Origin of the sequence: Ferruginibacter sp. (assembly GCF_049840995.1) — a bacterium.
Lineage (GTDB): Bacteria > Bacteroidota > Bacteroidia > Chitinophagales > Chitinophagaceae > Ferruginibacter.
This window is the reverse complement of record NZ_JASGIP010000007.1, coordinates 45,988-68,507: the sequence shown is the minus strand read 5'-3', so window position 1 is coordinate 68,507 and position 22,520 is coordinate 45,988. Positions and strand designations below refer to the sequence as shown.

Below are 22,520 nucleotides of genomic sequence, written 5' to 3'. Positions count from 1 at the left end.
TAAAATTTTGGTCAGCAAATTTAAGCTGTATTCGGTCAAAAACATACTTTGTACAATGTTTTTATGCAAACGATGTCGGTTTTTACTCCAGCAACCGCATCATCCAGTTATCCACCTGCTGAAAAACCACTTCGGGTTTAAGGGTGCGCCATTGGGGAAAATCTAAAAGGCTGATATAATTGGTCAGTCTTGCTTTTTTAAAATCGTACTGGCTTTGCTGGGGCATATTGAGGATGGCCACCCAGCCGCCATCATCCTGTAATTGCTCCCGCCATTCTTCATAGTAATCATCATTGCTGCTGTGAAAGTTGAGTACATTCTCTGCAATGATGATGAATTTATTGATGCCCTTTGCATACAACACGTCTGTAACTTCTCTCCGCAAGGTCATGATATCATTCTCTATCGCATCATTCCACTCTCCTATCAGTTCTATGATAGCATAGTTCTGTTCGTAATCTGCAAACAATAATTTCATGTACAAAGTACGGCTGCCAAAATCGTCCCACTGCGGATGGATATAATAATTGTAGACCGTTTGCGAAAATTCAAATTCGCTGTAGGTACGCCCGTAGAACGGTGAGAGTTCATCTTCTTCTGCTGCGTATAAATGCCGCCAGTTATAATATGGTTCAATATCCTGCACAGATAAAACAGTTTTACTTTTGCAAAGTTCAAAGAAAAGGTTCTATTTTATTGCCTGATGTTAAAATATTTTTGTGGTCGGAAGCTGGAGCTTCCAGGGACAAAAAAAGAGGCTGTCATCATGACAACCTCTGCACTTAATAACCATAATTATTTTTACTGCACCACAATGCGTTCTGTAAACACCAGTTGATTGGATGCATCTGTAACTTTTACCATATACATGCCTTTGGCAATGCCTTTAGATAACTGTACTGTTTCTGCCTGCACTTTACCGGAAACAATTACCTGTTTAGCCATGATGGCCCTGCCGGAAAGATCGCTTAATGCAACGGTATATTTGCCTGCTTTCTGTCCGTCGAACAATACTTTGAATTCGCTGGCTGTAACAGGATTGGGAAATATTCTTGCATCTGCATTAACCGGTGCAGCAGGTAATACTGCCGGTAATACACCAAAACTTTTTTTAGCATCTGCTTCTTTCTGATATAACAGGTTACCATTGGCAAGGTCAGATGCATTATAGGTTTTATCCGAACCTTCGATCTTAACCGCTGCAAGGTCGCTCATTTTAAATTTGTAGTAACCATCAAAGCTGTTAGCGCTGCTTACCACGATATTATCTTCTTCATCAACAGCTGCGCCATTGGTGGTATAGTTGCCTGGTAAACCGGTGATGGTACCGATATGTGTAGCGATCCTTGTTTCAATATCCACTTTAAATACCTGGTGATTGGCCGATATCACGTACAGCATACCGTAAGCATCTGCAACCATATCGCCACCCCAGCTGGTGCATTTATTATGAATGGACATACCGCTTTTATTGCTTTCTGCATCTATCAATCCGCCCAGGTCGGTGATCACTGTTTTTTTACCGGTGGTAAAACGGATCAGGTGGTTACCATCATTGGTGATCGCATAACCGTTGCCGTCAGCTGCAATATCCATACGGGTGATGTGATTGCCTTCATCCATCATATCAGATGCATTGAGCAATTGTTTTTTCTCTGCGTAAAATTGTGGGGTCTCTCCTTTAGCATCCAGATCTAACCAGCGCAGTTCGCCAATGCGCATGGGCGTAAAGAATAATTTATCGTGTTTTTTATCGTATGCAGCTGCTGCCACCATGGTCAATGTAGGTGCATCCTGTACCTGTACCGAAGCAGTGCTGCCATTATTATCGTATTTGAAACTTTGGGTGGTTGCAGGCGCTTTGGTGGCTGCATCCAGCATTACAAAAGCAGTTTTATCACGCTGAAAAAATTTCTTTCGTTACTTTCCCGGAGCTGATATCCACCTGGCGGATATTCATCCACCTGAAATCGCCACTACCATCACCGGTTATTGCATAGGTTTTGCCGGCATCTTGTGCCTGCGCTGCAAATGAAGTAATAATAAATGAAGTTGAAAGTAGAGTTTTGAAATTCATATGAGTATAGTTTAGTAATGAGATTCGTAAGTTAATAAAAATACATACATGATGATATTATTTTTTATGAACGGAAGCTTTCGATCGCTTTTTTAACACTTCCTTTTTTTAACAGCAATTCTTTGGCTTCGCTGTACTCGCTCAGGCCCAGTTTTTCCATCAGCATTCTTACACCCCGGTCCACAATTTTTTCATTGGTCAGCTGCATGTTCACCATCTTGTTGTCTTCCACCCTGCCCAATTGTATCATGGCCGATGTAGAGATCATGTTCAGCACCAGTTTTTGTGCCGTGCCGCTTTTCATCCTTGTGCTGCCGGTAACAAATTCCGGACCCACCACAACTTCTATCGGGTGATCGGACGCTGCACTGATCGGTGAATCGGGATTGCAGCAGATGCTGCCGGTAACGATATTATTTTCCCTGCATTTTTCCAGTGCGCTGATCACGTAAGGCGTGGTACCACTGGCTGCTATGCCTATCACCACATCATTGCTGTTGATATTGTGTTCCTGCAGGTCCAGCCAGCCCTGTGCGGTATCATCTTCGGCCGATTCCACCGCTTCTGTTATGGCCTTGCTGCCGCCTGCAATAATGCCTACCACCAATCCCTGCGGTACACCGTAAGTGGGCGGGCATTCACTGGCATCCAGTACGCCCAGCCTGCCGCTGGTACCTGCACCGATATAAAAAAGGCGGCCACCCATCAGCATCTTATCTACCACGGCCTGCACCAGCGCTTCTATTTGCGGAACCACTTTTGATACTGCGCCGGGCACCACCGCATCTTCTTTATTGATATTTTCCAACAGTTCCTGCACACTCATCTTTTCCAGGTGCCTGTACTTTGAAGCGGATTCTGTGATCTTTTCAAAAGCCATATTTACACGGGTTCTTTTTTAATTAGTATGATATTTTACCAGGCCATCCATGGGTTTCTGCATTACTTTGCCCAACTGCAATTCGTAGGAGTGGCACATTTCTTCCAGTACATCTTTAAAACCGTAAGCCACGCTGCCGATAAAGTTCACCGGCAGGGTCCAGCTTTCGCGGTATTTGTACACATGGTTAAAGAAAAAATCATTAAAGCCATCTTCAATGATATTCTCTACCATATAATGCCCCCTGTTCTCTGCTAAAAACACCGTAAAGTTGGCAAGGTACCGGTTAGGCAATGGTTTTTTATACACGGCTTCCAGTATCTCTGTAGTGCTGGTCTTGAATTTTGCATCAAAACGGTCCATCAGGTCGGCATCAAAAGTACTGTACAAATAATGCTGTATTACTTTTTTACCTAAATAAGCACCGCTGCCTTCATCGCCCAGTACATATCCCAGGCCGGGACTGTTCTTGACTATTTTTTTACCATTGTAAAAGCAGGAATTAGAACCTGTGCCCAGGATACAGGCAATACCTTTTTCCCTGCCGCATAAAGCTTTGGCGGCACCCATCAGGTCGTGATCCACGGCTACTGTTGCACCTGTAAAAACTTTCTGCACGGCTTTCTTAACCAGTCTTGCATTGTTGGGATTGGCGCATCCCGTTCCATAAAAAAAGATCTCGTCCGGCATTACCCGCTTCATCTTTTGCTTTAATTCCTCTTCCAGTATATTTTGTATCTGTTCTCCGGTTAAAAAGTAAGGACTAAGGCCCTGCGTAAAAAATGTTTTCTTCTTCTTCCCCTCCACCAGGCACCATTCTGCTTTTGTAGAACCACTATCTGCAATTAATATTATCGCCATTGTTTCCTTTTGTAAATTGAAGTTACTGCATTTATCAATAAGCTGCAAGATACAAGGTACAGGGGAATAGTTGCAAGCTGCAAGGGAAAAGCATGCAACTGTCGGTATCATAATAAAGACAAACGGTTATATAAAAAGTTGCAATCCGCCAGCGCAATTATTTTTCCATTAATTAAAAATATCGCAACAGCCTGCTCATCCCTTGCGGCTCTTCCCCGCCGCTCCTCATTCTGCTTGCTTTCACTTCCGTCTTCTCCCTATCTTCGCAGCATGAATAATAAAAAGTTACAGGTTTGGCTGCCGCTTCTTTTCAGCCTTACATTAATAGCAGGGATCTATATCGGGTTTAAGATGAGGGACGATTTTCCGGGAAAAAGTTTCTTTTACATGGAAAAAAGAAGGCCGGTGCAGGAGATCATGGACCTTATTGAAAATAAATACGTGGATGAGGTTAAAATGGATGCATTGGCTGATACCGCCATACAGGCCATGCTGAATAAACTGGACCCCCACTCTGTTTTTATCCCTGCCGAACAGCTGCAGGGCATTAACGAAGACCTTGCGGGTAAATTCTTTGGTATTGGTGTGGAGTTCAATGTATTTGACGATACCATTAATGTGACCAATGTATTGCAGGATGGCCCGAGTTTTAAAGCAGGACTGCAGACCGGCGATAAATTCATAAAAGTAGACGACAGCGCTGTTGCCGGTACCAAGATAGATGGCGAAAGGATAAGAAGATTATTAAGGGGCGACCGTGGTTCGGAAGTGGTGATCAGTTTTTTAAGAGGTACCGAAATGAAAAAAGTTACCATTAAAAGAGATGCTATTCCATTAAGCAGCCTCGATGCCAGTTATATGATCGGGAATGGTGTGGGTTATATCAAACTCAACAAATTCTCCCAGGAAACTTACAATGAATTCATGGTGGCGCTGCTGGCATTAAAAAAACAGGGTTTGCAAAAACTGATACTCGACCTGCGGGGCAATGGTGGTGGTGTACTGGATGAAGCAGTGGAAATTGCAGATGAATTATTGCCGGGTGATAAACTGATCACTTATACCGAAGGAAAACATGTAGCTAAAAAAGAATACCGCTGCCGCAGGGATGGACAGTTTGAGACCGGGCCATTGGTGGTAATGGCCGATGAAGGTACCGCCAGCGCCAGCGAAGTACTCATCGGTGCACTGCAGGATTGGGACCGTGCTACTGTAGTAGGCCGTCGTTCGTTCGGTAAAGGCCTGGTGCAGGAACAATTTGACCTGAGTGATAACAGCGCCCTGCGTTTAACCGTGGCCCGTTATTATACCCCTGTTGGGCGCAGCATTCAAAGGCCGTATAACAATGGCGAAAAAGCTTATTACGAAGAGATCAGCAAACGCTTTCATGATGGTGAAACACAAAGTGCCGATTCAATTAAGAACGATAAAACAAAAGTGTACAAGACCAAGGGTGGAAAAACAGTGTATGGCGGTGGCGGCATTACGCCCGATTATTTTGTGCCGTTGGATACATCGGGTTATGGTATCAATACCGCAAGAGTTTACAGCGATGGTATCATTTCCAATTATGCCTACCACTTTTACCTGCAGCACAGCAGCCAGTTGAATGGTTATAAAAATCCCGGTGAGTTCATCAAGAATTTTTCTTTCACTGAAGATGACTGGAAACAATTTTCTATGCTGGCAGAAAAAGATTCTGTAAGCCTTAATACTATTTCTCCCAAAGAAAAAGAAGATATCAGCAACCGCATCAGGTCGTCTATTGCCCGGCAGGTATGGCGCACCGAAGGCATGGTGGAAGTATTGAACACCGATGATAATGCCATTAAAAAAGCGCTGGAAGTATTACAATAAAAAACTGCAAGCCTCCCGTACAGGAGGCTTGCAGTTTGTAAATAACAGGCAATTCATTTCACTACCCGGTCATTTACACTTCAGAGGTAAGGAATTTCAGAGATAAAGGATATTGATCTGTACATGAATATTGGATGATGTAAAGGTGCTTTTTATTCAATAACCATCCGGTAGACTGCGGTATAAATGTATTGTCGAAAGTTTTCTATGCTAAAAAATAAATGACTCAACCATAATAATATTGTATGGGATTACTTGAATTTTTCTTTGGGAAAACAATAAAAATTGAGCACCCATTTTTTGGACAGCTGCGCTTTTCCGGTGACAAGAAAAATCCTTCGAATAGCTTTTTTACAGGACGTAGATTTTTTAAACCTAAGCAAGAGATTCTTGAAATTAGTATTGCAGCAGGCATAGAAGGTCCTACACAATTGCAAGTTGATTTCTTTGAAAAAATTGAGCATGAATATGGAGATATCTGCCGTTCAATCATCCCTGTAATTGAGGATGAATTCAGAAACTGGAAACCCGATTTTAAAATCATCGATTTTGCAAAAGAATTTGAACCTGTTTGGCTTGATATTCCATGGTGCGAATCCAAACCAATTATTTGGGAACTCACATTTGAATCTGACCACGACAAAAATCACGTGTTTATTTTGACCATGGAAGATTTTACTGCAAAGTCTGTATTGATCGACGGATAAACAACCCTTCAACCTTGAACTTTCAACTTTGAACTTTTAACTCTGTACTTTGAACTCCCAACTTTGAACTTTCCACTTTTCAACTTCCCCTTACCTTTGCAGCAAAACAACGATTACTATGTGGCTGAATAATATATTGGAAACAATTGGCAACACCCCGCTTATCAAACTCAATAAGATCACGCAATCGCTTCCCTGCACCGTTTTAGCCAAGGTGGAATATTTTAATCCCGGTAACAGCATTAAAGACCGCATGGCTTTAAAGATGCTGGAAGTGGCAGAGCAGGAAGGAAAGATAAAACCCGGTGGCACCATTATAGAAGGTACCAGTGGCAATACCGGTATGGGTTTGGCATTGGCGGCCTGTGTAAAAGGTTATAAATGTATTTTCACTACCACCGATAAACAATCTAAAGAAAAGGCGGATATTTTAAAAGCCGTGGGCGCCGAAGTGATCGTATGCCCTACCAATGTAGAGCCCGAAGATCCCCGCAGTTATTATTCTGTAAGTAAAAGACTGGCTACGGAAGTGCCCAACAGCTGGTACGTAAATCAATACGATAACCTGGCCAACCGCCTGGCGCACTACGAACAGACCGGTCCGGAAATATGGCAGCAGACCGAAGGTAAAGTAACACATTTGGTAGTGGCTACCGGAACAGGCGGTACCATTGTAGGTACAGCAAAATATTTGAAAGAGAAAAATCCCAATATTAAAGTATGGGCCATTGACAGCTATGGTTCTTTATTAAAAAAATACTTTGATACAGGCGAGATCGATCAGAAAGAAGTGTACCCTTATATCAGCGAAGGCTTTGGAGAAGATTTTGTGCCGGAGAACTATGATATGAGCGTGATCAATGAATTTACAAAAGTTACCGATAAGGATGGCGCTATCATGGCCAGGCGTATTGCTAAAGAAGAAGGATTGTTTTGCGGGTACAGCGCAGGCAGTTGTTTACAGGGTGTTTTCCAGTTAAAGGATCAATTGAAAAAAGATGATGTGGTGGTGGTGATCTTTCATGACCATGGCAGCCGCTATGTAGCTAAAATTTATAACGATCAATGGATGCTGGAAAGGGGATTTTTAGAAGTAAAAACCTTTAAAGACCTGGTAAGTGGCCGTGGTAATAAAAAACTGGTGACCATTGATAGTAAACAAACTGTTTTACAGGCTATTGAACTGATGAAGAAGTATGATATTGAGAATATACCTGTAATGGACAATGGTGATAATATAGGTTCTATTTCAGAAAGCGGGTTATTCAATAAAATACTCAATAACGCGGAGATAAAAACCGAATTAATAGCCACTGTCATGGAAAAAAATTACCCAGAAGTGGGATTTGATACCCCAGTTGAGCGTTTAAGTATGTTAATTAACAAAGAAAATGGGGCTGTTTTAAGCAAAGATGAGAGCGGATCATATCATATTGTTACTAAATACGACATTATCCAAAGCCTTGCCAAATAATGTTAAAGGAAATTATACGATAAGGCCCAAAGCCGCGTCAATGCTGCATTTCACGATGCAGCATTTTTCATATTAGCTTCATTTTCATACCAAAATCGTAAAACTACGATACTTTTTCACGTAGCTCTCCCATTAAAAATTATGCGTATTTACTATTGCCACAGTAAATACTATATGCGTAAAAAAGAGCAATACCGCTCTTGTACAGCTTTGCAATCTGTTGCATCTTTGTGTCAGAAGTTGATTGATAGGAATTAAATATCAATCATTATCCAACAATCCTGAAGAAGCCAAAAGAATTAAATCCAATTTGTGAAAAACCAATAACAATCCAATATCAGTCAACTTCTACTTTTTTAAATTATCATAAAGATCTAAACCTATAAAAAACCAACGGTTCCAAAGAAAACAGAAAACCAATATCCAATGCCTATGCTGTAAAAAGCGATGATGGCGAGAAAGACCGAAGAAGACCAATATCCAGCCTATGCCTTAAAAAGCGATGATGGCAAAAACCAAAGACGACCCAATATCCTAAGCCTATGCCCTTAAAAGCGATGATGGCTACTTTGAAAAGACCGACTGAAACCGGATTAAATCATTTAAGAAGCTAAAAACTTCTTGTAGAGACAGATCCAAAACAATCCTGTTTAAAACCGACTAGTGCTTGGTTGGTTCTCAAAAAATTCACTTCCATAGGTATCTGACACGTCAGATGTTTATGGAAGTTTTTATTTATACAAAACTCACTATTCTTCAAGCCAGGCTCGTAAAACTACGTATCATTTTTTCGTAGCTCTCCCACTTAAAAACCGCAGCATTTACGATTGCCACAGTAAATACTATATGCGTAAAAATGGGCAATAACGCTCTTGTACAGCAACTGATTCCGTCGCATCTTTGTGTCAGAAGTTGATTGATAGGAATTAAATATCAATCATTATCCAACAATCCTGACGAAGCCAAAAGAGATCATCCAATATTGTGAAAAAACCAACAACAAATCCAATATCAGTCAACTTCTAATTTTTTAAAGCGATAAAACATTATAAGTTCGAAACCCGTTGAAAACCAACATATCCAAGGAAAATCCAAAGAAAACCGAATCCAAAGAAAACAAGAACCAATATCCTAAGTTGCCTATGCTGTAAAAAGCGATGATGGCCCAATGAAAAGACCTACTGAAACCGGATTAAATTATTAAGAAACCAATGTGTTTCTGGCAGAGAAAGATCCAAGGCAATCCTGTTTAAGACCAACTAGTGCTTGGTTGGTTCTCAAAAAATTCACTTCCATAAGTATCTGACACGTCAGTTATTTATGGAAGTTTTTATTTATGGCAAGTGCTGGCTTCTGCATAATTTTACGGCATGCTGTTACAGAAAAATGATACCCCTGCCATTGCTGCCCGCCGCATCATTTCGATGGTACCTTCTATAACAGAATTACTGCATTATTTCAACCTGGAAGAAGAAACAATAGGCATCACCAAATTCTGTGTGCATCCCTCGCAATGGTTCAGGAGCAAGCCCCGGGTGGGCGGCACCAAAACAGTCAACATTGCCGCTATACAAAAACTGCAGCCCGACCTGGTCATTGCCAATAAAGAAGAAAATGTAAAAGATCAGGTGGAAGAACTGGCCAAAGAATTTACAGTACTGCTCACCGATGTGGATACCGTGGAAGAAGCTTTGCAGATGATACAGCAGGTAGGCGATTGCTGCGGTAAAACCAGTGCAGCCATGCAGCTGGTAAGTGATATACAAAAGGCATTCGCAGGCATCCCTGTTTCAGTAAAACCTGTCAATACAGCCTATCTTATCTGGAACAAACCTTATATGGCGGCTGGTGGCGGTACTTTCATTAATGACATGCTGTTAAAAGCCGGTATGCAGAATGTTTTTTCGCATAAAGAACGATACCCCGAAGTAACAGCAGCGCAGATACAGGAAGCAGGTTGCGAACTGTTGTTGCTGAGCAGCGAGCCCTACCCTTTTAAACAAAAACATATTGATGAGCTGCAACCTTTATTACCCGGCACAAAAATTTTACTGGCAGATGGGGAAATGTTCAGCTGGTATGGCAACCGGATGCTGCACTTTCCGGAATACTTGAAGGCTTTGAGGCGTGAGTAGTGAGTGGTGAGTGGTCAATAGTGAGTATTAAAGCCCTTTTGTGTCAGGGGACACTTTTTGCTTACTTAATAAAACGCACGTTTCAGCTACCCTTCTTTCCCACCTTACGTCTTAGGTTTCATAACTGCCCACCCACCTTTGACAACTCACTACTCACGTTAATTAATCGCCGTACTTCCTTACATTTGCAAAAAACAAAACAGTTATGAGTAAATACAGATCAGGCGTTTTATTTGGTGCTGAGTTAGAAGCATTGTATAATGATGCAAAAAATAACCAGTTTGCCCTGCCTGCAGTTAATGTAATTGGTACCAATTCTATCAATGCAACTTTAGAAACTGCAGCAAAAGTAAATTCTCCCGTTATTATCCAGTTCAGCAATGGCGGCGCACAATTTATGGCCGGTAAAGGCATGCCCAATGATAAGTTACAGGGCAATATTGCTGGTGGTATTTCCGGTGCAATGCATATTCACAATGTGGCCAAATATTACGGAGTACCTGTTGTAATACATACTGACCATGCTGCTAAAAAATGGCTGCCATGGGTAAGCGGACTGATAGATGCCGGCGAACAGTTCTTTAAAGAAAAAGGACAGCCGCTTTTCAGCTCTCACATGCTCGATCTTTCTGAAGAACCTATTGAAGAGAATATTGCCACTTCGGTTGAATTTTACAAACGCATGGCGCCCCTGGGCATGAGCATTGAAATTGAACTGGGTGTTACCGGCGGTGAAGAAGATGGTGTTGATAACAGCGATGTGGACAATGATAAATTATATACCCAGCCTGCACACGTGGCCTACTCTTATACTGAATTAAGCAAAGTAGGAAAATTATTTACTGTTGCCGCTGCATTTGGTAATGTGCATGGTGTGTACAAACCGGGTAATGTGCAATTAAGACCAGAGATATTAAAGAACAGCCAGGAATATATTGAGAAAGAACTGAAGACCGGTAAACAGCCTGTATACTTCGTATTCCACGGTGGCAGTGGTTCGCCGCAAAACCAGATCCGTGAAGCAATCAGCTACGGTGCTATTAAAATGAACATTGATACCGATATGCAATGGGCTTTCTGGGAAGGTGTGTTGAATAATTATAAAAAGAATGAAGCTTACCTGCAGGGTCAATTGGGTAATCCTGAAGGACCCGATGCACCCAATAAAAAACATTACGATCCAAGGGTTTGGTTACGCAAAGGCGAAGAGAGTTTTATTAAAAGATTAGAAGTTGCTTTTGAGGACCTGAATTGTATCAACCGAAATGCATAAAACAGTTACGGGTTAGTTGATCGTTTGCGAAAATGTGAACCCTTATTATCAAACCAACGATCAACTAACCCGTAACCCGTAACTTTGTACTCATAACTTTCAACTATTACTATGAGCCAACAGAAAGAAGAAGATTTTGAACTTAACCTTACCGGCGAAGAAGGCGAATCGGAAGAAACGAAATCGAGCTGGTTTAAAAGGATAAAAAAAGGCATTCTTACTTCCACCAAGGATAAAAAAGATGCTCCTGAAGGTTTATGGAGCAAATGCCCTAATTGCAAATACACCTGCACGGTTTCGGAATTGAGGGAGAACAAATTTGTTTGTCCCAAATGCGAATTCCATCACCGCATCGGCAGCGAAGAATATTTCGAGATCATTTTTGACGAGAACCAGTATACAGAACTGTTTGCCAACATCCGCTCCAAAGATATGCTGGGCTTTACCGATCTTAAACCTTACAATAAAAGGCTGGAAGAAACCTATTCCAAAACAGAGATACACGATTCCATTACTGTTGCACACGGCAAGGTACATGAGAATGACTTGGTGATCGCCTGTATGGATTTTGAGTTCATTGGTGGCAGCCTCGGTAGTGTAATGGGCGAAAAGATCAGCCGTGCCTGCGATTATTGTATGGAGCATCGTATCCCTTTTATGATCATCAATAAAAGTGGTGGTGCCAGGATGATGGAAAGCGCTTTTTCATTGATGCAGCTGGCAAAAACTTCCGGCAAACTTTCTCAGTTAAGCGACAAACAGATACCTTATATATCCCTTTGCACCGACCCTACTTTTGGCGGTACCACGGCTTCTTTTGCAATGCTGGGCGATATCATTTGTGGCGAACCCGGCGCCCTGATCGGCTTTGCCGGCCCCAGGGTTATTAAAGAGACCATTAAAAAAGACCTGCCCGAAGGTTTCCAGCGCAGCGAATTTTTACTGGAGCATGGTTTCCTCGATTTTATCATCCCAAGAAAAGAATTAAAAGAAAAATTAGGCAACCTGCTGCTATTATTCAAAAGCTAGTATGCGTTGTAAAAAATATCAAATCCTACCCGGTGCTACCAGGTGGGATTTTTTATTATATCTTTAAGCTACAAAATACCGTTATGAAAAAACTATCTTGTTATACCCTTCCCCGCACACACTTACTGCTTATTTTTTGTTGCTGTTTTATTTTTTTTACAGCATCACATGCACAGGTAAAAGAATTTGAAGGCGTGATCAGTTATACGCACCTGGTTACGGCTATTGAAAAGGATTATGATGTTTCAAGCGACTATGGCTATATGGGTAAGCAATCTGAATTCTATTATAAAGCAGGCAAATACAAATGGCTGAATCAAAATGCATTTATCGAAATGGATCTGTTCAGAAGCAGGGATACCATCGAGTTTTTGAAAATGCAGCCCTCTGATACCATCATGTATGTACCCAATAATTTTTCAAATGAAAGGGTGATTGATTATAAGATACTGCCGCATGCCGATACCGTGATGGGATATGTTTGCGATGTGCTCGTGATCAAAGCTAAGGGACAAGGTGGCGAATGGACAAGGCGTCTTTCTTTTTCGGATAAGTTCCCGGTTGACCCTGCTTTTTTTGCTCACTATACTTACAATTCCACCAATGTTATTTACTCCTTAATGAAAGCTTTGCCATTAAAAATAGAATTGCTTTATCCCAATAGAAAGATAACGTATACTGCAACTAAAACGGATAAGAAGGCAGTTGATGATAAATGGTTTGAGTTTAGCGCTGACACCAAATTCAAAAAACTTTTCTAAAACCCATTAACGGACAACCTGTTTGTCTTTGCAAAAGATGCAGCGCATTTCCGCCGCCCTCCCGGCTTCAACAAACGGCGAACACTTATTATGAATTGATAAACAAATCACTTTTTCATTACCAAATATACTCCACCGATCATCAAGCCAATGCCTGCAACACGGGTAAGGCTGATCGTTCTTACCGCTACATTAAAAAGCCCGAAATGATCTATTGCTACGGCACAAAGTATCTGCCCGGTAACAATAAGCCCGATCGCTGTTCCAACACCGATCTTTGGTACCAAAATAGTGATCATTACAACATAAGTTGCCACGATCAATCCGCCGAGATAGCCATACGAAGGCGCTGCGGTAAGTTGCTCCCGCGATGGTAAAGCTGTTCTTGATAAAAGCAGGAAGAGTACCATGCCTATCAACCCTATTACAAAAACCATAAAACCGGTAATATAAGGGTTCCCGATGCTTTTACTGAATGCAGCATTGGTGGCAGCCTGCACAGGGATCAGTGCACCGGTGATCAATGCCAATGCAAGAAAAATGATATCGTTTCTCATCACATTTTTTTTGATACCAAATATAGCTTAATAAAGTTCGCCTTCATTGCACATTGATAGTAGCAGTCTGCACAAAATATCTTCTAAGGTGCAGGTCGCTACTTTGCTATGCAAAGTTTTAGCGCCCCGCCCCTTACCTTTGCAAAAAAAGCAAAAGTGGAGATCAGTAACCGTAAGGCATATCACGAATATTTTTTTGAAGCAACTTATATTGCCGGGCTGGTATTGCAGGGCACCGAAATTAAAAGCCTGCGTGCCGGTAAGGCCAGCTTTAACGACAGCTATTGCCTTTTTCATAACGGGGAGTTATTTGTAAAAAGCCTGCATATTTCCGAATACGCTTTTGGTACCTATACCAATCACCAGCCCATGCAGGAAAGAAAATTATTGCTTACCAAAAGAGAACTGCGCAAGCTGGAAGGCAAAATAAAAGAGAAAGGTTATTCTATCATTCCTTTAAAGATATTTCTTACCGATAAAGGCTTTTTTAAAATGGAGATCGGCCTCGGCAAGGGCAAGAAGAATTACGATAAAAGAGAAACGATCAAAACAAGAGAGGCAGACAGGGATATTAAGAGGAAGTACGGCATATGAAAAGCCACAAGAGGAATAGTTACAAGGGAAAAGCAGGTGAGTTCAAACAGTATACTCATCCCTTGAGGCTTGTAACTTGAAGCTTGGTTTGCTTAGCATTCACTCAAACTGATCGGCACATTTACCGCAAGGCCGCCATCAGCGGTTTCTTTGTATTTGCTGTTCATATCCAGAGCAGTGTTCCACATGGTTTTGATTACGCCATCCAGGCTTACTTTGGCATAATCGGGTGTGCTCTGTAAAGCCAACTGGCAGGCAGTGATGGCTTTTATAGCGCCCATGGTATTTCTTTCAATACAGGGTATTTGTACCAATCCACCGATAGGATCGCAGGTAAGCCCCAGGTGATGTTCCATAGCAATTTCGGCGGCCATTAAGGTTTGCCGTTGTGTACCGCCCATACATTCCGTTAATGCAGCTGCAGCCATAGCGCTGCTCACGCCTATCTCGGCCTGGCAGCCTCCCATTGCAGCAGATATGGTAGCGCCTTTTTTAAAGATGCTGCCGATCTCCGAAGCGGTCAATAAGAACTGTATGATCTTATCATCGTAATTGCCATTGCAAAATGTAACATAGTATTGCAATACTGCCGGTATCACACCCGCTGCGCCATTGGTGGGTGCCGTAACCACTCTTCCAAAACTGGCATTCTCTTCATTCACGGCCAGGGCAAAACAACTTACCCAATCCAGTATATATTTAAAATCGCTGCCCCCCTGCCGTATGGTGGCGAGCCAGCTGTTATAGTTCGCATAGCCGCGACCGTTAATTAATTTTTTATTCAACCCGGCGCCCCGCCTTTTTACATTCAGTCCGCCTGGCAGCATGCCTTCTGCATGGCATCCCCTGTAAATGCAGGCTGTCATAGTATTCCAGATTTTCAATACGCCGTCTTTTGTTGCTGCCTCGCTGCGCCAGCTGGCTTCATTCTCCAATACCACGTCGCTTACACTCAATCCGGTCTTCATGCACCAGTGCAACAATTCATCCGCTGTATTGATGGGAAACGGCAGGTTCACCTCATTTTTTGCATCTGCATCTTCTCCTTCTTTTTTTACAAACCCACCACCTACTGAATAATAGGTTTCTGCAATGGTATTGCCATCGTGCAGCTGTACTAAAAAAGTGAGTGCATTAGGATGATAAGGAAGGCTTTCGCTGTACAGGAATTCAATATCTTCTGCAGGATCAAAATCAATTTCGTGTTTACCGGCAAGCAATATTTTTTTCATTGCTTTGATGTCAGCGATTTTGGCATCAATATTATCCACTTCAAATGTTACCGGATCATCACCGCTTAAACCCAGTTGTACTGCCACATCGGTACCGTGACCCACACCTGTTTTAGCAAGCGAACCATACAACAATACTTCAATAGACTTTACATTGAAGAGAATGTTTTGTTTTTCCAGTGATGCAGTGAACCGTTGTGCGGCACGCCACGGCCCCAGTGTATGGCTGCTGGAAGGTCCAACGCCAATCTTAAACATATCGAATACTGAAATGGCTTCGTGGCTCAATGCTGAATTTTTATTTACAATTTACTGAAAAATATCAATTCACATCCAGCACCTGTATATTGAATACAAGGATGGAGTTTGCGGGAATTACCACTACCCCTGCATTATTGCGTACATCCTGGCTGCCATATCCGAGCGAAGGTGGAATATATAAATTGATAGAGCCGCCTTTTTTTACCAGCGGAATACCTTTCTGCCAACCCAATATCAATCCACCAAGGGTAAATGTAATGCCGCTCAGGTTCTCATCAAACTTGTTACCATTGGTAAGGTAGCCGGAATATTTTATGGTAATATTGGAACAAACGGAAGCTGTGGTTGTGCCCGTACCCGCTGCAGTTATTTCATAGAACAAACCACTGGAATGCTGTATCGCTGCAGGATGCGCAGAAGCACAATAATTCTGCACAGCAGTAACTTCGCCGGAAGGCGCTACAAAAGTAGATTCTGTATAAGGACAGGTAACTTTATTATCCTTATTGCAGGATAAAAACAAAGAGGCGGTCAAACCAATCACTAAAAATTTCTTCAGCATATTTTAAAAGATTAAAAGGTTAAAGTTAAGAGATGAAACAGGCTTATAGTGCTGCACCGGTTGCTTTTTTTTCCTTAGTTTTTAATTCATGATACAATTGTTCGTTCGTTTCCCATTTATAATGCATACGGAAGTAGGAAAAGCCAATTGCAATAACAATAACAGCAATGAATATCATCATAATATCGCCGTTGGAAAGGCGCATGAATTTTTCTGTCATACCCGGTACCACGATCTCTGTTTGCTGGTGCGTAGCTGTAGTGAACCAGCCGGGAAAGAATATTTTTACCACACCAAAAAAAATGATCACGGGCAGGCTGAACATCAATGCCATAGGCAAACCTGCCAAAAGCTTATGCTTAAAGGTACTTTCCCTGTCCCTTACACTCTCCCAGTATCGTAAAAATTGTTTGTCTTTTTCTGTAAGCATACCGCAAAACTACGGCAATTGAGGATACCGCTTTGTTATATTGCGAATATCTTGTAGGTTTGTTAGGACTAACCTTTTACTGATGAAAATAGAACAACTGCTCGTTCAGCACTTTTACATTGCCAAACAGGTTACTTTACAGGGCATTGGTACTTTTACTTTATCGCCCGATTTTATTGCTCCCGCCGATAGTGATAAAGAAATTGTGCTGCCCGAAAATTCCGTATCCTTTCAATACAATCCCAAAGCAACAGAAGACGGAGCACTGATCGATTATATTGTTCAGCAGACACGTAAAATACGACCATTGGCCACCGCCGATCTTGAATCGTACCTGATGCTGGCCAGCCAGTTCCTCAACATAGGCAAGCCGCTTAAAATTGAAGGCATTGGTGTATTGGAAAAAGGACAGGATGGCGTTTATCGTTTTTACCAGGGCGAATATGTGAATACCAAAGTAGAAACCGCCGAAGTAAAACTGAAAGAAAAAGCAGAAGAAGATATTTCGTTCTCCAATGAGAGCACATCATCGAGCAATAATAAAAAAATGTTACTGGTATTTGCTGGCATTGTTGGTATTGCTTTGATAGCCTGGGCTGCCTGGCATTTTTTAAATAAAGAAAAAACACCTGTTGCAGAAAATGCAATTGAACAACCTGCCACGCCAGCGCCTGATACTGCAAAGAAAGATACCATTGCCCCCGTTCAGCAAAAGCCCGACAGCATCAAGCCTGCAGTACCGGCTGAGAACAGCAATTATACTTTTAAAGTGGTGATAAAAAATTATCCTGCATTATTACCTGCTCAGAATTCTTATAAAAGATTGACCAGCTACGGGCATAAATTACTGTTGTACACCGCCGATTCTGTAACCTTTAAAGTGGCCATGCCGCTGAATACGCCGTTGAGCGATACTGCCCGGGCCCGTGATTCGGTAAGGATATTATTCGGCGGTAAACCTTATATTGAGCAGTAATAAAAACAACGGTACTTTTTTACTGCATGAAATCTACATTGTCCATAAAGTTTGCGCTCATTTTCTGGATAACTGTTGCAGTTGATATTATTGGTATTGCTACAGGTATCAGCCTGTTGCATTTTATTGCAAAGCCTTTGCTGGTGCCTGTTTTAATAGCATGGTTATTTTATAGCAACACAACTGTTCCTTTTAAAAAGTTACTGCTTACCGGTTTATTTTTTTCCTGGCTGGGCGATGTGTTCTTTTTGCTGGAAGATAAAAATCCCAACTTCTTCATTTTTGGGCTGGCGTCTTTTTTACTCACCCATATTTTTTACATTATTTATTTTTTAAAGATACGATCGGCCAATACTTCCCTTTTAAAAAAACAACCGCTATTAATAGTGCTGGTTACCGGTTACGGTTGTACGCTTTTATGGTTATTGTATCCGCATTTGGGCGCTCTTACCATACCTGTTATAGTGTATGCCATTGTGATCTGCACTATGCTTACCTGCAGCATCCATATATTTACCAAAGTAAATAAACCGGCTAACCTGTTGTATTTAGCAGGCGCAGCATTTTTTGTATTATCCGATTCGCTGCTGGCCATCAATAAATTTTACCAGCCATTTGCATTTGCAGGCGTATGCATCATGCTCACTTATTGTGCAGCGCAATACTGTATTGTAAATGGTTTCATCAAACAAAAAGCTCCATGACCAAAGCTGCACTACTCGCCGAACTGAGCAATAATACCTATGTGATGTTAAGGCCCTCTCCCATTGAAGGTGTGGGTGTATTTGCCATAAAAGATATCCCTAAAGGTTGCCGCGATATGTTCAGCAAACCCAGTGAAGAAGATCAATGGATCACGGTGCCTAAAAAAGAAGTGGCAACTTTGCCGCAGCATGCACAATTCATTGTAGGCAATTACTGCCTGTACGACGAAGCCAATTATTTTATTCCCGCTGAAGGATTTAAAAAGATAGACCTGGCATTATTCTTAAATCATGCTGATGAACCCAATATTATTTCTATCAATGAGGGCGATTTTTTTGAGGCGATAAGGGATATCAAAGCCGGTGAAGAACTGGTGATCGATTATGGTGAGATCGTGGATTAATTTCTTATAATTGCCGAATACATGGTGGTACCATACACAGAAGGTTGACTTGCCAAAAAATTAATTGAGGAAAATCCATTTGCTTCAAAAAGCAATCTCAGTTTATCAGCATTTACAGGGTAAGGCACCCACGGATTCGATCTGTCTGTATCATATTCTACTATAATTATGCTGCCCTCTTTTTTAAGCTGCTGTTTTAAATTACCGACGAATTCTTTCTGATCTTTTACATAATGCAGTGAATTTGCCATCAGGAAACCATCAATACCTGCTGCAAATTGTATTGCGGTAAAATCTTCCTGTAGCGTTTCAATTGTAACCTCGTTATAAACGCCTTTTAAATGCTTAAAACCATTGCTGCTTTTATCAATGGCGGTTATTACACTACCAGGCGAAATGACCGAAGCCAGTGCTTTGGTAAATAAACCGCTGCCGCATCCAAGGTCTGCCCATTTACCGGCACCGTCATTGCGGATATAGGTATTATCAATAAGTTTTATGGCGTCAGTTAATAACATGTCATATTGCAGGATTTTTTGCATACGCTTCCCACAGTTGATCCAGGTTTTTACCGGTTAATGCTATCCATACAACATCGGTGTAAATATGTTTTCTTAATCCATCATCCAGTTTTTTTACGATACCCTTTTTTACATTTTTTTCGATCCAGAGTAAGAATCTTGCAGTGACACGATAGGCATTATCATAGTGCTGTGTGGGTTTATAATCCGGCAGGCTCCATCCGGCTCCGGCATTATCCACACCAAATTTGTTACGGGCAAAATCTGCAATGCCTTCTGTAAGCCAGCCGGGCCCGCCACTGTCGCCATAATTCTGCACGATATGCATTACTTCATGCGTCACCACATCCACATCAGCCGGGTGCTTACTCATGTATTTAGCGCTGAACACCACCCTGCCATTATCCGTTGCTGCAACACCATTATAACTGGTATCAATAAAGAAAGATACTGCTGTCAGTGTCTGCTTATTATATTCCTTTGCCAGTTTGGGATACACTATAAAAAATACGTCGATCAACCTTTGCATGAGCTGCGGCGAAAAACCGGCATCATTGCCCGAAACATGCAATGTGTACTTGCCGTGTGTGATAGTTTGTTCGGTTTGCGCACTTGAACGGGTACTTAAAAAAATAAAAATTATGATTAAGCCGCAACAGATCTTTTGCATGAAATAAAGTATAAGATGAAGTAAAGAAAGGCAATTTAATCAATAAAAAATCCTTCCTGTGTTTGGCAGGAAGGATTTTTTATTGTTATCCATTAATTAATTTTTCCCAATGGCATTGATATCATCCTGCACCTGGTTCACTCCGTTGGGTCCGATATAAGTTGCACTTCCAAAGCCTAATATAGGCCAGAAAATAAAGCCCAGGAAAACAAGGGCAATACCAAAGCCAGTGTCTTTACCAAAAGATTTTGCAATGGCGATCATTATTACAAAAATGATGTAGATGTTAACAATAGGAATAAAAATGAGCCACCAGTTTTTTACACCTGCTATTTTATCACCCATTATATAATAGTTATAAAATGGTACTATACAGGCCCAGCCAGGCTGGCCTGCTTTTTCAAAAGCCTTCCAGATACCTGCAATAACAACAACGATGAATGCGAGATAAAAAATTAAAAAGATTGCCATAATAATGTTGATTTTGAGTTGAAGAATCAACAAATAAAAGAAAAATATGGCAGAAATCAAATCCCCCCGGCATTTTCAATATATAAGTACAGGTACTATTTACTAACTTATTTTAATGCAATCACCATCCGTACTTGGTAACTAAGCTTTATCTTTTTAAAATCAACAGGAGTTGAAAAATCTTTGTGCTTTGGGAAAATAAAATAATGTCAGTAAAAGCAGCAATGCCATTAGTTTTTCATAATAAAAGTTTGATGATGATGAATGATTTACTACAGGAGCATTAATACTCAAAGATTACACAAACCAGTACCAACATCTAAACGTTGTAATACAAAAATGCCCGGAAGCTGGAGCTTCCGGGTACAAAAAACCCTCTCACTTTTCAGCAAGAGGGTATTTTTATTTATTAATTATTCATTAATTAATACCCCATTCCACCCATATCAGGCGCACCATGTGTATGCGGCGCTTCTTCCTTAGGTTTATCAGCAATTACTGCTTCGGTAGTCAATAACATACCTGCAATAGAAGCTGCATTTTCCAACGCTACACGGCTTACTTTAGTTGGATCGATGATACCGGCTTTGAACATAGAAGCTTCGTAATCTTCTTTGCGAGCATTGAAACCAAAATCAGCTTTGCCCTCTTTTATTTTCTGTACCACGATGCTGCCATCAATACCGGCATTGGTAGTAAGGGTGCGTACAGGCGATTCTAAAGCCTGGCGTACAATATTCACACCAGTCAGTTCATCATCGATCATGCCTTTTACTTTAATACCCAGGCTGTCGATAGCGCGGATATAAGCAACTCCACCACCTGGTACAATGCCTTCTTCCACTGCAGCACGGGTTGCATGTAATGCATCATCCACACGGTCTTTCTTTTCTTTCATTTCCACTTCGGTAGCAGCACCTACATATAATACCGCAACACCACCAGCTAATTTAGCCAGGCGTTCCTGTAATTTTTCTTTATCATAATCAGAAGTAGTGGTCCCGATCTGTGCTTTGATCTGGTTCACCCTTCCAACGATATCTGCTTTTTTACCTTTACCACCCACGATAACAGTATTGTCTTTATCGATAGTGATAGAAGAAGCCTGTCCTAATGAAGAAAGATCAGCGCCTTCCAGCTTATGGCCCATTTCCTCACTGATAACCGTACCCGCAGTTAACACAGCGATATCCTGCAGCATTTCTTTCCTCCTGTCGCCAAAGCCCGGAGCTTTTACAGCAGCCACTTTAATGGTACCGCGTAATTTATTTACCACCAGCGTAGATAATGCTTCACCATCCAGGTCTTCAGCAATGATTACTAAAGGACGGCCGCTTTGTGCTACTTTTTCCAGGATAGGTAAAATATCTTTCATGGTAGATATTTTTTTATCGTAGATCAGTAAGTATGGATTCTGTAATTCAGCTTCCATCTTTTCTGTATTGGTAACAAAGTAAGCAGAGATATATCCCCTGTCGAACTGCATACCTTCCACAATTTCAACAGTAGTATCAGTACCTTTTGCTTCTTCCACAGTGATCACACCTTCTTTACCTACTTTTAAAAATGCTTCAGCGATCAGTTTACCAATGGTTTCATCGTTGTTGGCAGAGATAGTTGCCACCTGCTGAATTTTTTTGCTGTCGTTACCAACAGTTTGTGATTGAGATTTTAAATTCTCTACTACAATAGAAACCGCTTTATCAATACCACGTTTCAGGTCCATTGGGTTAGAGCCCGCAGCCACCATTTTCAAACCTTCGCTGATGATAGCCTGTGCCAGTACAGTAGCGGTAGTGGTACCATCACCTGCAATATCAGCAGTTTTGCTGGCCACTTCTTTCACCATCTGTGCGCCCATATTCTCAATAGGATCGTCCAGTTCAATTTCTTTTGCAACTGTTACACCATCTTTAGTTACCTGTGGTGCACCAAATTTCTTTTCAATAACCACGTTGCGGCCTTTTGGTCCAAGGGTTACTTTAACAGCATTGGCCAAAGTGTCAACGCCCTTCTTCATTTTATTTCTTGCTTCGATATCGAAGTATATCATTTTTGCCATAAACTCGATTTTAGATTTTAGA

24 protein-coding genes are annotated in these 22,520 nt (G+C 41.4%); 11 read left to right on the top strand and 13 right to left on the bottom strand.

The features are described from left to right. Positions 1-82: 82 nt before the first annotated feature. From QM738_RS18695 to QM738_RS18675, 5 genes are all read right to left on the bottom strand, one after another. On the bottom strand, positions 83-646 hold the full coding sequence (locus tag QM738_RS18695; RefSeq protein WP_462278264.1) for a hypothetical protein: 564 nt from the start codon (positions 644-646) through the stop codon (positions 83-85). Positions 647-801: 155 nt separating this feature from the next. After that, entirely contained in the window at positions 802-1,881 is a 1,080-nt protein-coding gene (locus QM738_RS18690; protein WP_462278263.1) for a T9SS type A sorting domain-containing protein, read from the bottom strand. Between the two features lie 16 nt (positions 1,882-1,897). After that, positions 1,898-2,077 carry a hypothetical protein gene (locus QM738_RS18685; RefSeq protein ID WP_462278262.1) on the bottom strand — a complete coding sequence of 60 codons (180 nt, stop codon included), beginning with the start codon at positions 2,075-2,077 and terminating at the stop codon, positions 1,898-1,900. Positions 2,078-2,141: 64 nt separating this feature from the next. Next, entirely contained in the window at positions 2,142-2,957 is an 816-nt protein-coding gene (murQ, locus tag QM738_RS18680; RefSeq protein ID WP_462278261.1) for an N-acetylmuramic acid 6-phosphate etherase, read from the bottom strand. A gap of 18 nt (positions 2,958-2,975) precedes the next feature. Continuing rightward, positions 2,976-3,818: an N-acetylglucosamine kinase gene (locus QM738_RS18675; RefSeq protein ID WP_462278260.1), complete on the bottom strand. Its 843-nt coding sequence runs from the start codon at positions 3,816-3,818 to the stop codon at positions 2,976-2,978. Between the two features lie 270 nt (positions 3,819-4,088). Between QM738_RS18675 and QM738_RS18670 the strand changes: the two genes are divergently transcribed. From QM738_RS18670 to QM738_RS18640, 7 genes are all read left to right on the top strand, one after another. Continuing rightward, positions 4,089-5,675 (top strand): S41 family peptidase, encoded by a 1,587-nt coding sequence (locus tag QM738_RS18670; RefSeq protein WP_462278259.1) that lies wholly within the window; start codon positions 4,089-4,091, stop codon positions 5,673-5,675. A 245-nt stretch (positions 5,676-5,920) separates the two neighbouring features. Then, complete coding sequence (locus QM738_RS18665) at positions 5,921-6,382, top strand: hypothetical protein (protein WP_462278258.1); 462 nt, start codon at positions 5,921-5,923, stop codon at positions 6,380-6,382. 118 nt (positions 6,383-6,500) lie between these two features. Then, a complete protein-coding gene (locus QM738_RS18660) occupies positions 6,501-7,856 on the top strand; it encodes a pyridoxal-phosphate dependent enzyme (protein WP_462278257.1) in 1,356 nt (451 codons plus the stop codon). A 1,370-nt stretch (positions 7,857-9,226) separates the two neighbouring features. Continuing rightward, a complete protein-coding gene (locus QM738_RS18655) occupies positions 9,227-9,991 on the top strand; it encodes a helical backbone metal receptor (RefSeq protein WP_462278256.1) in 765 nt (254 codons plus the stop codon). 205 nt (positions 9,992-10,196) lie between these two features. After that, positions 10,197-11,264, top strand: coding sequence for a class II fructose-bisphosphate aldolase (gene fbaA / locus QM738_RS18650; protein ID WP_462278255.1), 1,068 nt, complete (start codon positions 10,197-10,199; stop codon positions 11,262-11,264). 111 nt (positions 11,265-11,375) lie between these two features. Next, positions 11,376-12,293, top strand: a complete 918-nt coding sequence (gene accD, locus QM738_RS18645) for an acetyl-CoA carboxylase, carboxyltransferase subunit beta (RefSeq protein WP_462278254.1) — start codon at positions 11,376-11,378, stop codon at positions 12,291-12,293. Between the two features lie 83 nt (positions 12,294-12,376). After that, a complete protein-coding gene (locus QM738_RS18640) occupies positions 12,377-13,054 on the top strand; it encodes a hypothetical protein (protein ID WP_462278253.1) in 678 nt (225 codons plus the stop codon). 107 nt (positions 13,055-13,161) lie between these two features. Here QM738_RS18640 and QM738_RS18635 read toward each other — a convergent pair whose 3' ends face one another. Then, a complete protein-coding gene (locus tag QM738_RS18635; RefSeq protein WP_462278252.1) occupies positions 13,162-13,611 on the bottom strand; it encodes a DMT family transporter in 450 nt (149 codons plus the stop codon). 156 nt (positions 13,612-13,767) lie between these two features. Between QM738_RS18635 and smpB the strand changes: the two genes are divergently transcribed. Beyond that, a complete protein-coding gene (gene smpB, locus QM738_RS18630) occupies positions 13,768-14,205 on the top strand; it encodes an SsrA-binding protein SmpB (protein ID WP_462278251.1) in 438 nt (145 codons plus the stop codon). A 92-nt stretch (positions 14,206-14,297) separates the two neighbouring features. Here the strand turns inward: smpB and QM738_RS18625 are convergent, their stop codons facing one another. From QM738_RS18625 to QM738_RS18615, 3 genes are read right to left on the bottom strand one after another with little or no spacing between them, the layout of a single operon-like run. Continuing rightward, the gene (locus QM738_RS18625; protein ID WP_462278250.1) at positions 14,298-15,725 is read right to left on the bottom strand and encodes an L-serine ammonia-lyase; all 1,428 of its coding nucleotides are present in this window, start codon (positions 15,723-15,725) and stop codon (positions 14,298-14,300) included. Between the two features lie 34 nt (positions 15,726-15,759). Continuing rightward, positions 15,760-16,260: an FKBP-type peptidyl-prolyl cis-trans isomerase gene (locus QM738_RS18620; RefSeq protein WP_462278249.1), complete on the bottom strand. Its 501-nt coding sequence runs from the start codon at positions 16,258-16,260 to the stop codon at positions 15,760-15,762. A gap of 43 nt (positions 16,261-16,303) precedes the next feature. Beyond that, the gene (locus QM738_RS18615) at positions 16,304-16,690 is read right to left on the bottom strand and encodes a hypothetical protein (protein WP_462278248.1); all 387 of its coding nucleotides are present in this window, start codon (positions 16,688-16,690) and stop codon (positions 16,304-16,306) included. A gap of 82 nt (positions 16,691-16,772) precedes the next feature. Between QM738_RS18615 and QM738_RS18610 the strand changes: the two genes are divergently transcribed. From QM738_RS18610 to QM738_RS18600, 3 genes are read left to right on the top strand one after another with little or no spacing between them, the layout of a single operon-like run. Further along, a complete protein-coding gene (locus QM738_RS18610; protein WP_462278247.1) occupies positions 16,773-17,666 on the top strand; it encodes a hypothetical protein in 894 nt (297 codons plus the stop codon). Between the two features lie 26 nt (positions 17,667-17,692). Next, a complete protein-coding gene (locus tag QM738_RS18605; RefSeq protein WP_462278246.1) occupies positions 17,693-18,370 on the top strand; it encodes a lysoplasmalogenase in 678 nt (225 codons plus the stop codon). Further along, the gene (locus QM738_RS18600; protein WP_462278245.1) at positions 18,367-18,774 is read left to right on the top strand and encodes an SET domain-containing protein; all 408 of its coding nucleotides are present in this window, start codon (positions 18,367-18,369) and stop codon (positions 18,772-18,774) included. Before QM738_RS18605 ends, QM738_RS18600 begins: the two co-directional genes overlap by 4 nt. Here the strand turns inward: QM738_RS18600 and QM738_RS18595 are convergent. The 4 genes from QM738_RS18595 to groL all read right to left on the bottom strand — a co-directional run bounded on the left by QM738_RS18595 (position 18,771) and on the right by groL (position 22,498). Next, positions 18,771-19,292, bottom strand: a complete 522-nt coding sequence (locus QM738_RS18595; protein ID WP_462278244.1) for a class I SAM-dependent methyltransferase — start codon at positions 19,290-19,292, stop codon at positions 18,771-18,773. The genes QM738_RS18600 and QM738_RS18595 overlap by 4 nt on opposite strands. 1 nt (position 19,293) lies before the next feature. Then, complete coding sequence (locus tag QM738_RS18590) at positions 19,294-19,965, bottom strand: basic secretory protein-like protein (RefSeq protein ID WP_462278243.1); 672 nt, start codon at positions 19,963-19,965, stop codon at positions 19,294-19,296. 96 nt (positions 19,966-20,061) lie between these two features. Further along, positions 20,062-20,436, bottom strand: a complete 375-nt coding sequence (locus QM738_RS18585; protein ID WP_462278242.1) for a DUF5684 domain-containing protein — start codon at positions 20,434-20,436, stop codon at positions 20,062-20,064. A 424-nt stretch (positions 20,437-20,860) separates the two neighbouring features. Further along, complete coding sequence (gene groL / locus QM738_RS18580) at positions 20,861-22,498, bottom strand: chaperonin GroEL (RefSeq protein ID WP_462278241.1); 1,638 nt, start codon at positions 22,496-22,498, stop codon at positions 20,861-20,863. Between the last annotated feature and the right edge of the window lie 22 nt (positions 22,499-22,520).

Coding starts and splice junctions, on each gene's coding strand:
- QM738_RS18635 (WP_462278252.1), bottom strand. CDS start 13,611: ATGAGAAACGATATCATTTTTCTTGCATTGGCATTGATCACCGGTGCA.
- QM738_RS18615 (WP_462278248.1), bottom strand. CDS start 16,690: ATGCTTACAGAAAAAGACAAACAATTTTTACGATACTGGGAGAGTGTA.
- QM738_RS18685 (WP_462278262.1), bottom strand. CDS start 2,077: ATGAATTTCAAAACTCTACTTTCAACTTCATTTATTATTACTTCATTT.
- QM738_RS18670 (WP_462278259.1), top strand. CDS start 4,089: ATGAATAATAAAAAGTTACAGGTTTGGCTGCCGCTTCTTTTCAGCCTT.
- QM738_RS18610 (WP_462278247.1), top strand. CDS start 16,773: ATGAAAATAGAACAACTGCTCGTTCAGCACTTTTACATTGCCAAACAG.
- QM738_RS18585 (WP_462278242.1), bottom strand. CDS start 20,436: ATGGCAATCTTTTTAATTTTTTATCTCGCATTCATCGTTGTTGTTATT.
- groL (WP_462278241.1), bottom strand. CDS start 22,498: ATGGCAAAAATGATATACTTCGATATCGAAGCAAGAAATAAAATGAAG.
- accD (WP_462278254.1), top strand. CDS start 11,376: ATGAGCCAACAGAAAGAAGAAGATTTTGAACTTAACCTTACCGGCGAA.
- QM738_RS18640 (WP_462278253.1), top strand. CDS start 12,377: ATGAAAAAACTATCTTGTTATACCCTTCCCCGCACACACTTACTGCTT.
- murQ (WP_462278261.1), bottom strand. CDS start 2,957: ATGGCTTTTGAAAAGATCACAGAATCCGCTTCAAAGTACAGGCACCTG.
- QM738_RS18690 (WP_462278263.1), bottom strand. CDS start 1,881: ATGCTGGATGCAGCCACCAAAGCGCCTGCAACCACCCAAAGTTTCAAA.
- QM738_RS18660 (WP_462278257.1), top strand. CDS start 6,501: ATGTGGCTGAATAATATATTGGAAACAATTGGCAACACCCCGCTTATC.
- QM738_RS18675 (WP_462278260.1), bottom strand. CDS start 3,818: ATGGCGATAATATTAATTGCAGATAGTGGTTCTACAAAAGCAGAATGG.
- QM738_RS18595 (WP_462278244.1), bottom strand. CDS start 19,292: ATGTTATTAACTGACGCCATAAAACTTATTGATAATACCTATATCCGC.
- QM738_RS18665 (WP_462278258.1), top strand. CDS start 5,921: ATGGGATTACTTGAATTTTTCTTTGGGAAAACAATAAAAATTGAGCAC.
- QM738_RS18590 (WP_462278243.1), bottom strand. CDS start 19,965: ATGCAAAAGATCTGTTGCGGCTTAATCATAATTTTTATTTTTTTAAGT.
- fbaA (WP_462278255.1), top strand. CDS start 10,197: ATGAGTAAATACAGATCAGGCGTTTTATTTGGTGCTGAGTTAGAAGCA.
- QM738_RS18655 (WP_462278256.1), top strand. CDS start 9,227: ATGCTGTTACAGAAAAATGATACCCCTGCCATTGCTGCCCGCCGCATC.
- QM738_RS18620 (WP_462278249.1), bottom strand. CDS start 16,260: ATGCTGAAGAAATTTTTAGTGATTGGTTTGACCGCCTCTTTGTTTTTA.
- QM738_RS18605 (WP_462278246.1), top strand. CDS start 17,693: ATGAAATCTACATTGTCCATAAAGTTTGCGCTCATTTTCTGGATAACT.
- QM738_RS18600 (WP_462278245.1), top strand. CDS start 18,367: ATGACCAAAGCTGCACTACTCGCCGAACTGAGCAATAATACCTATGTG.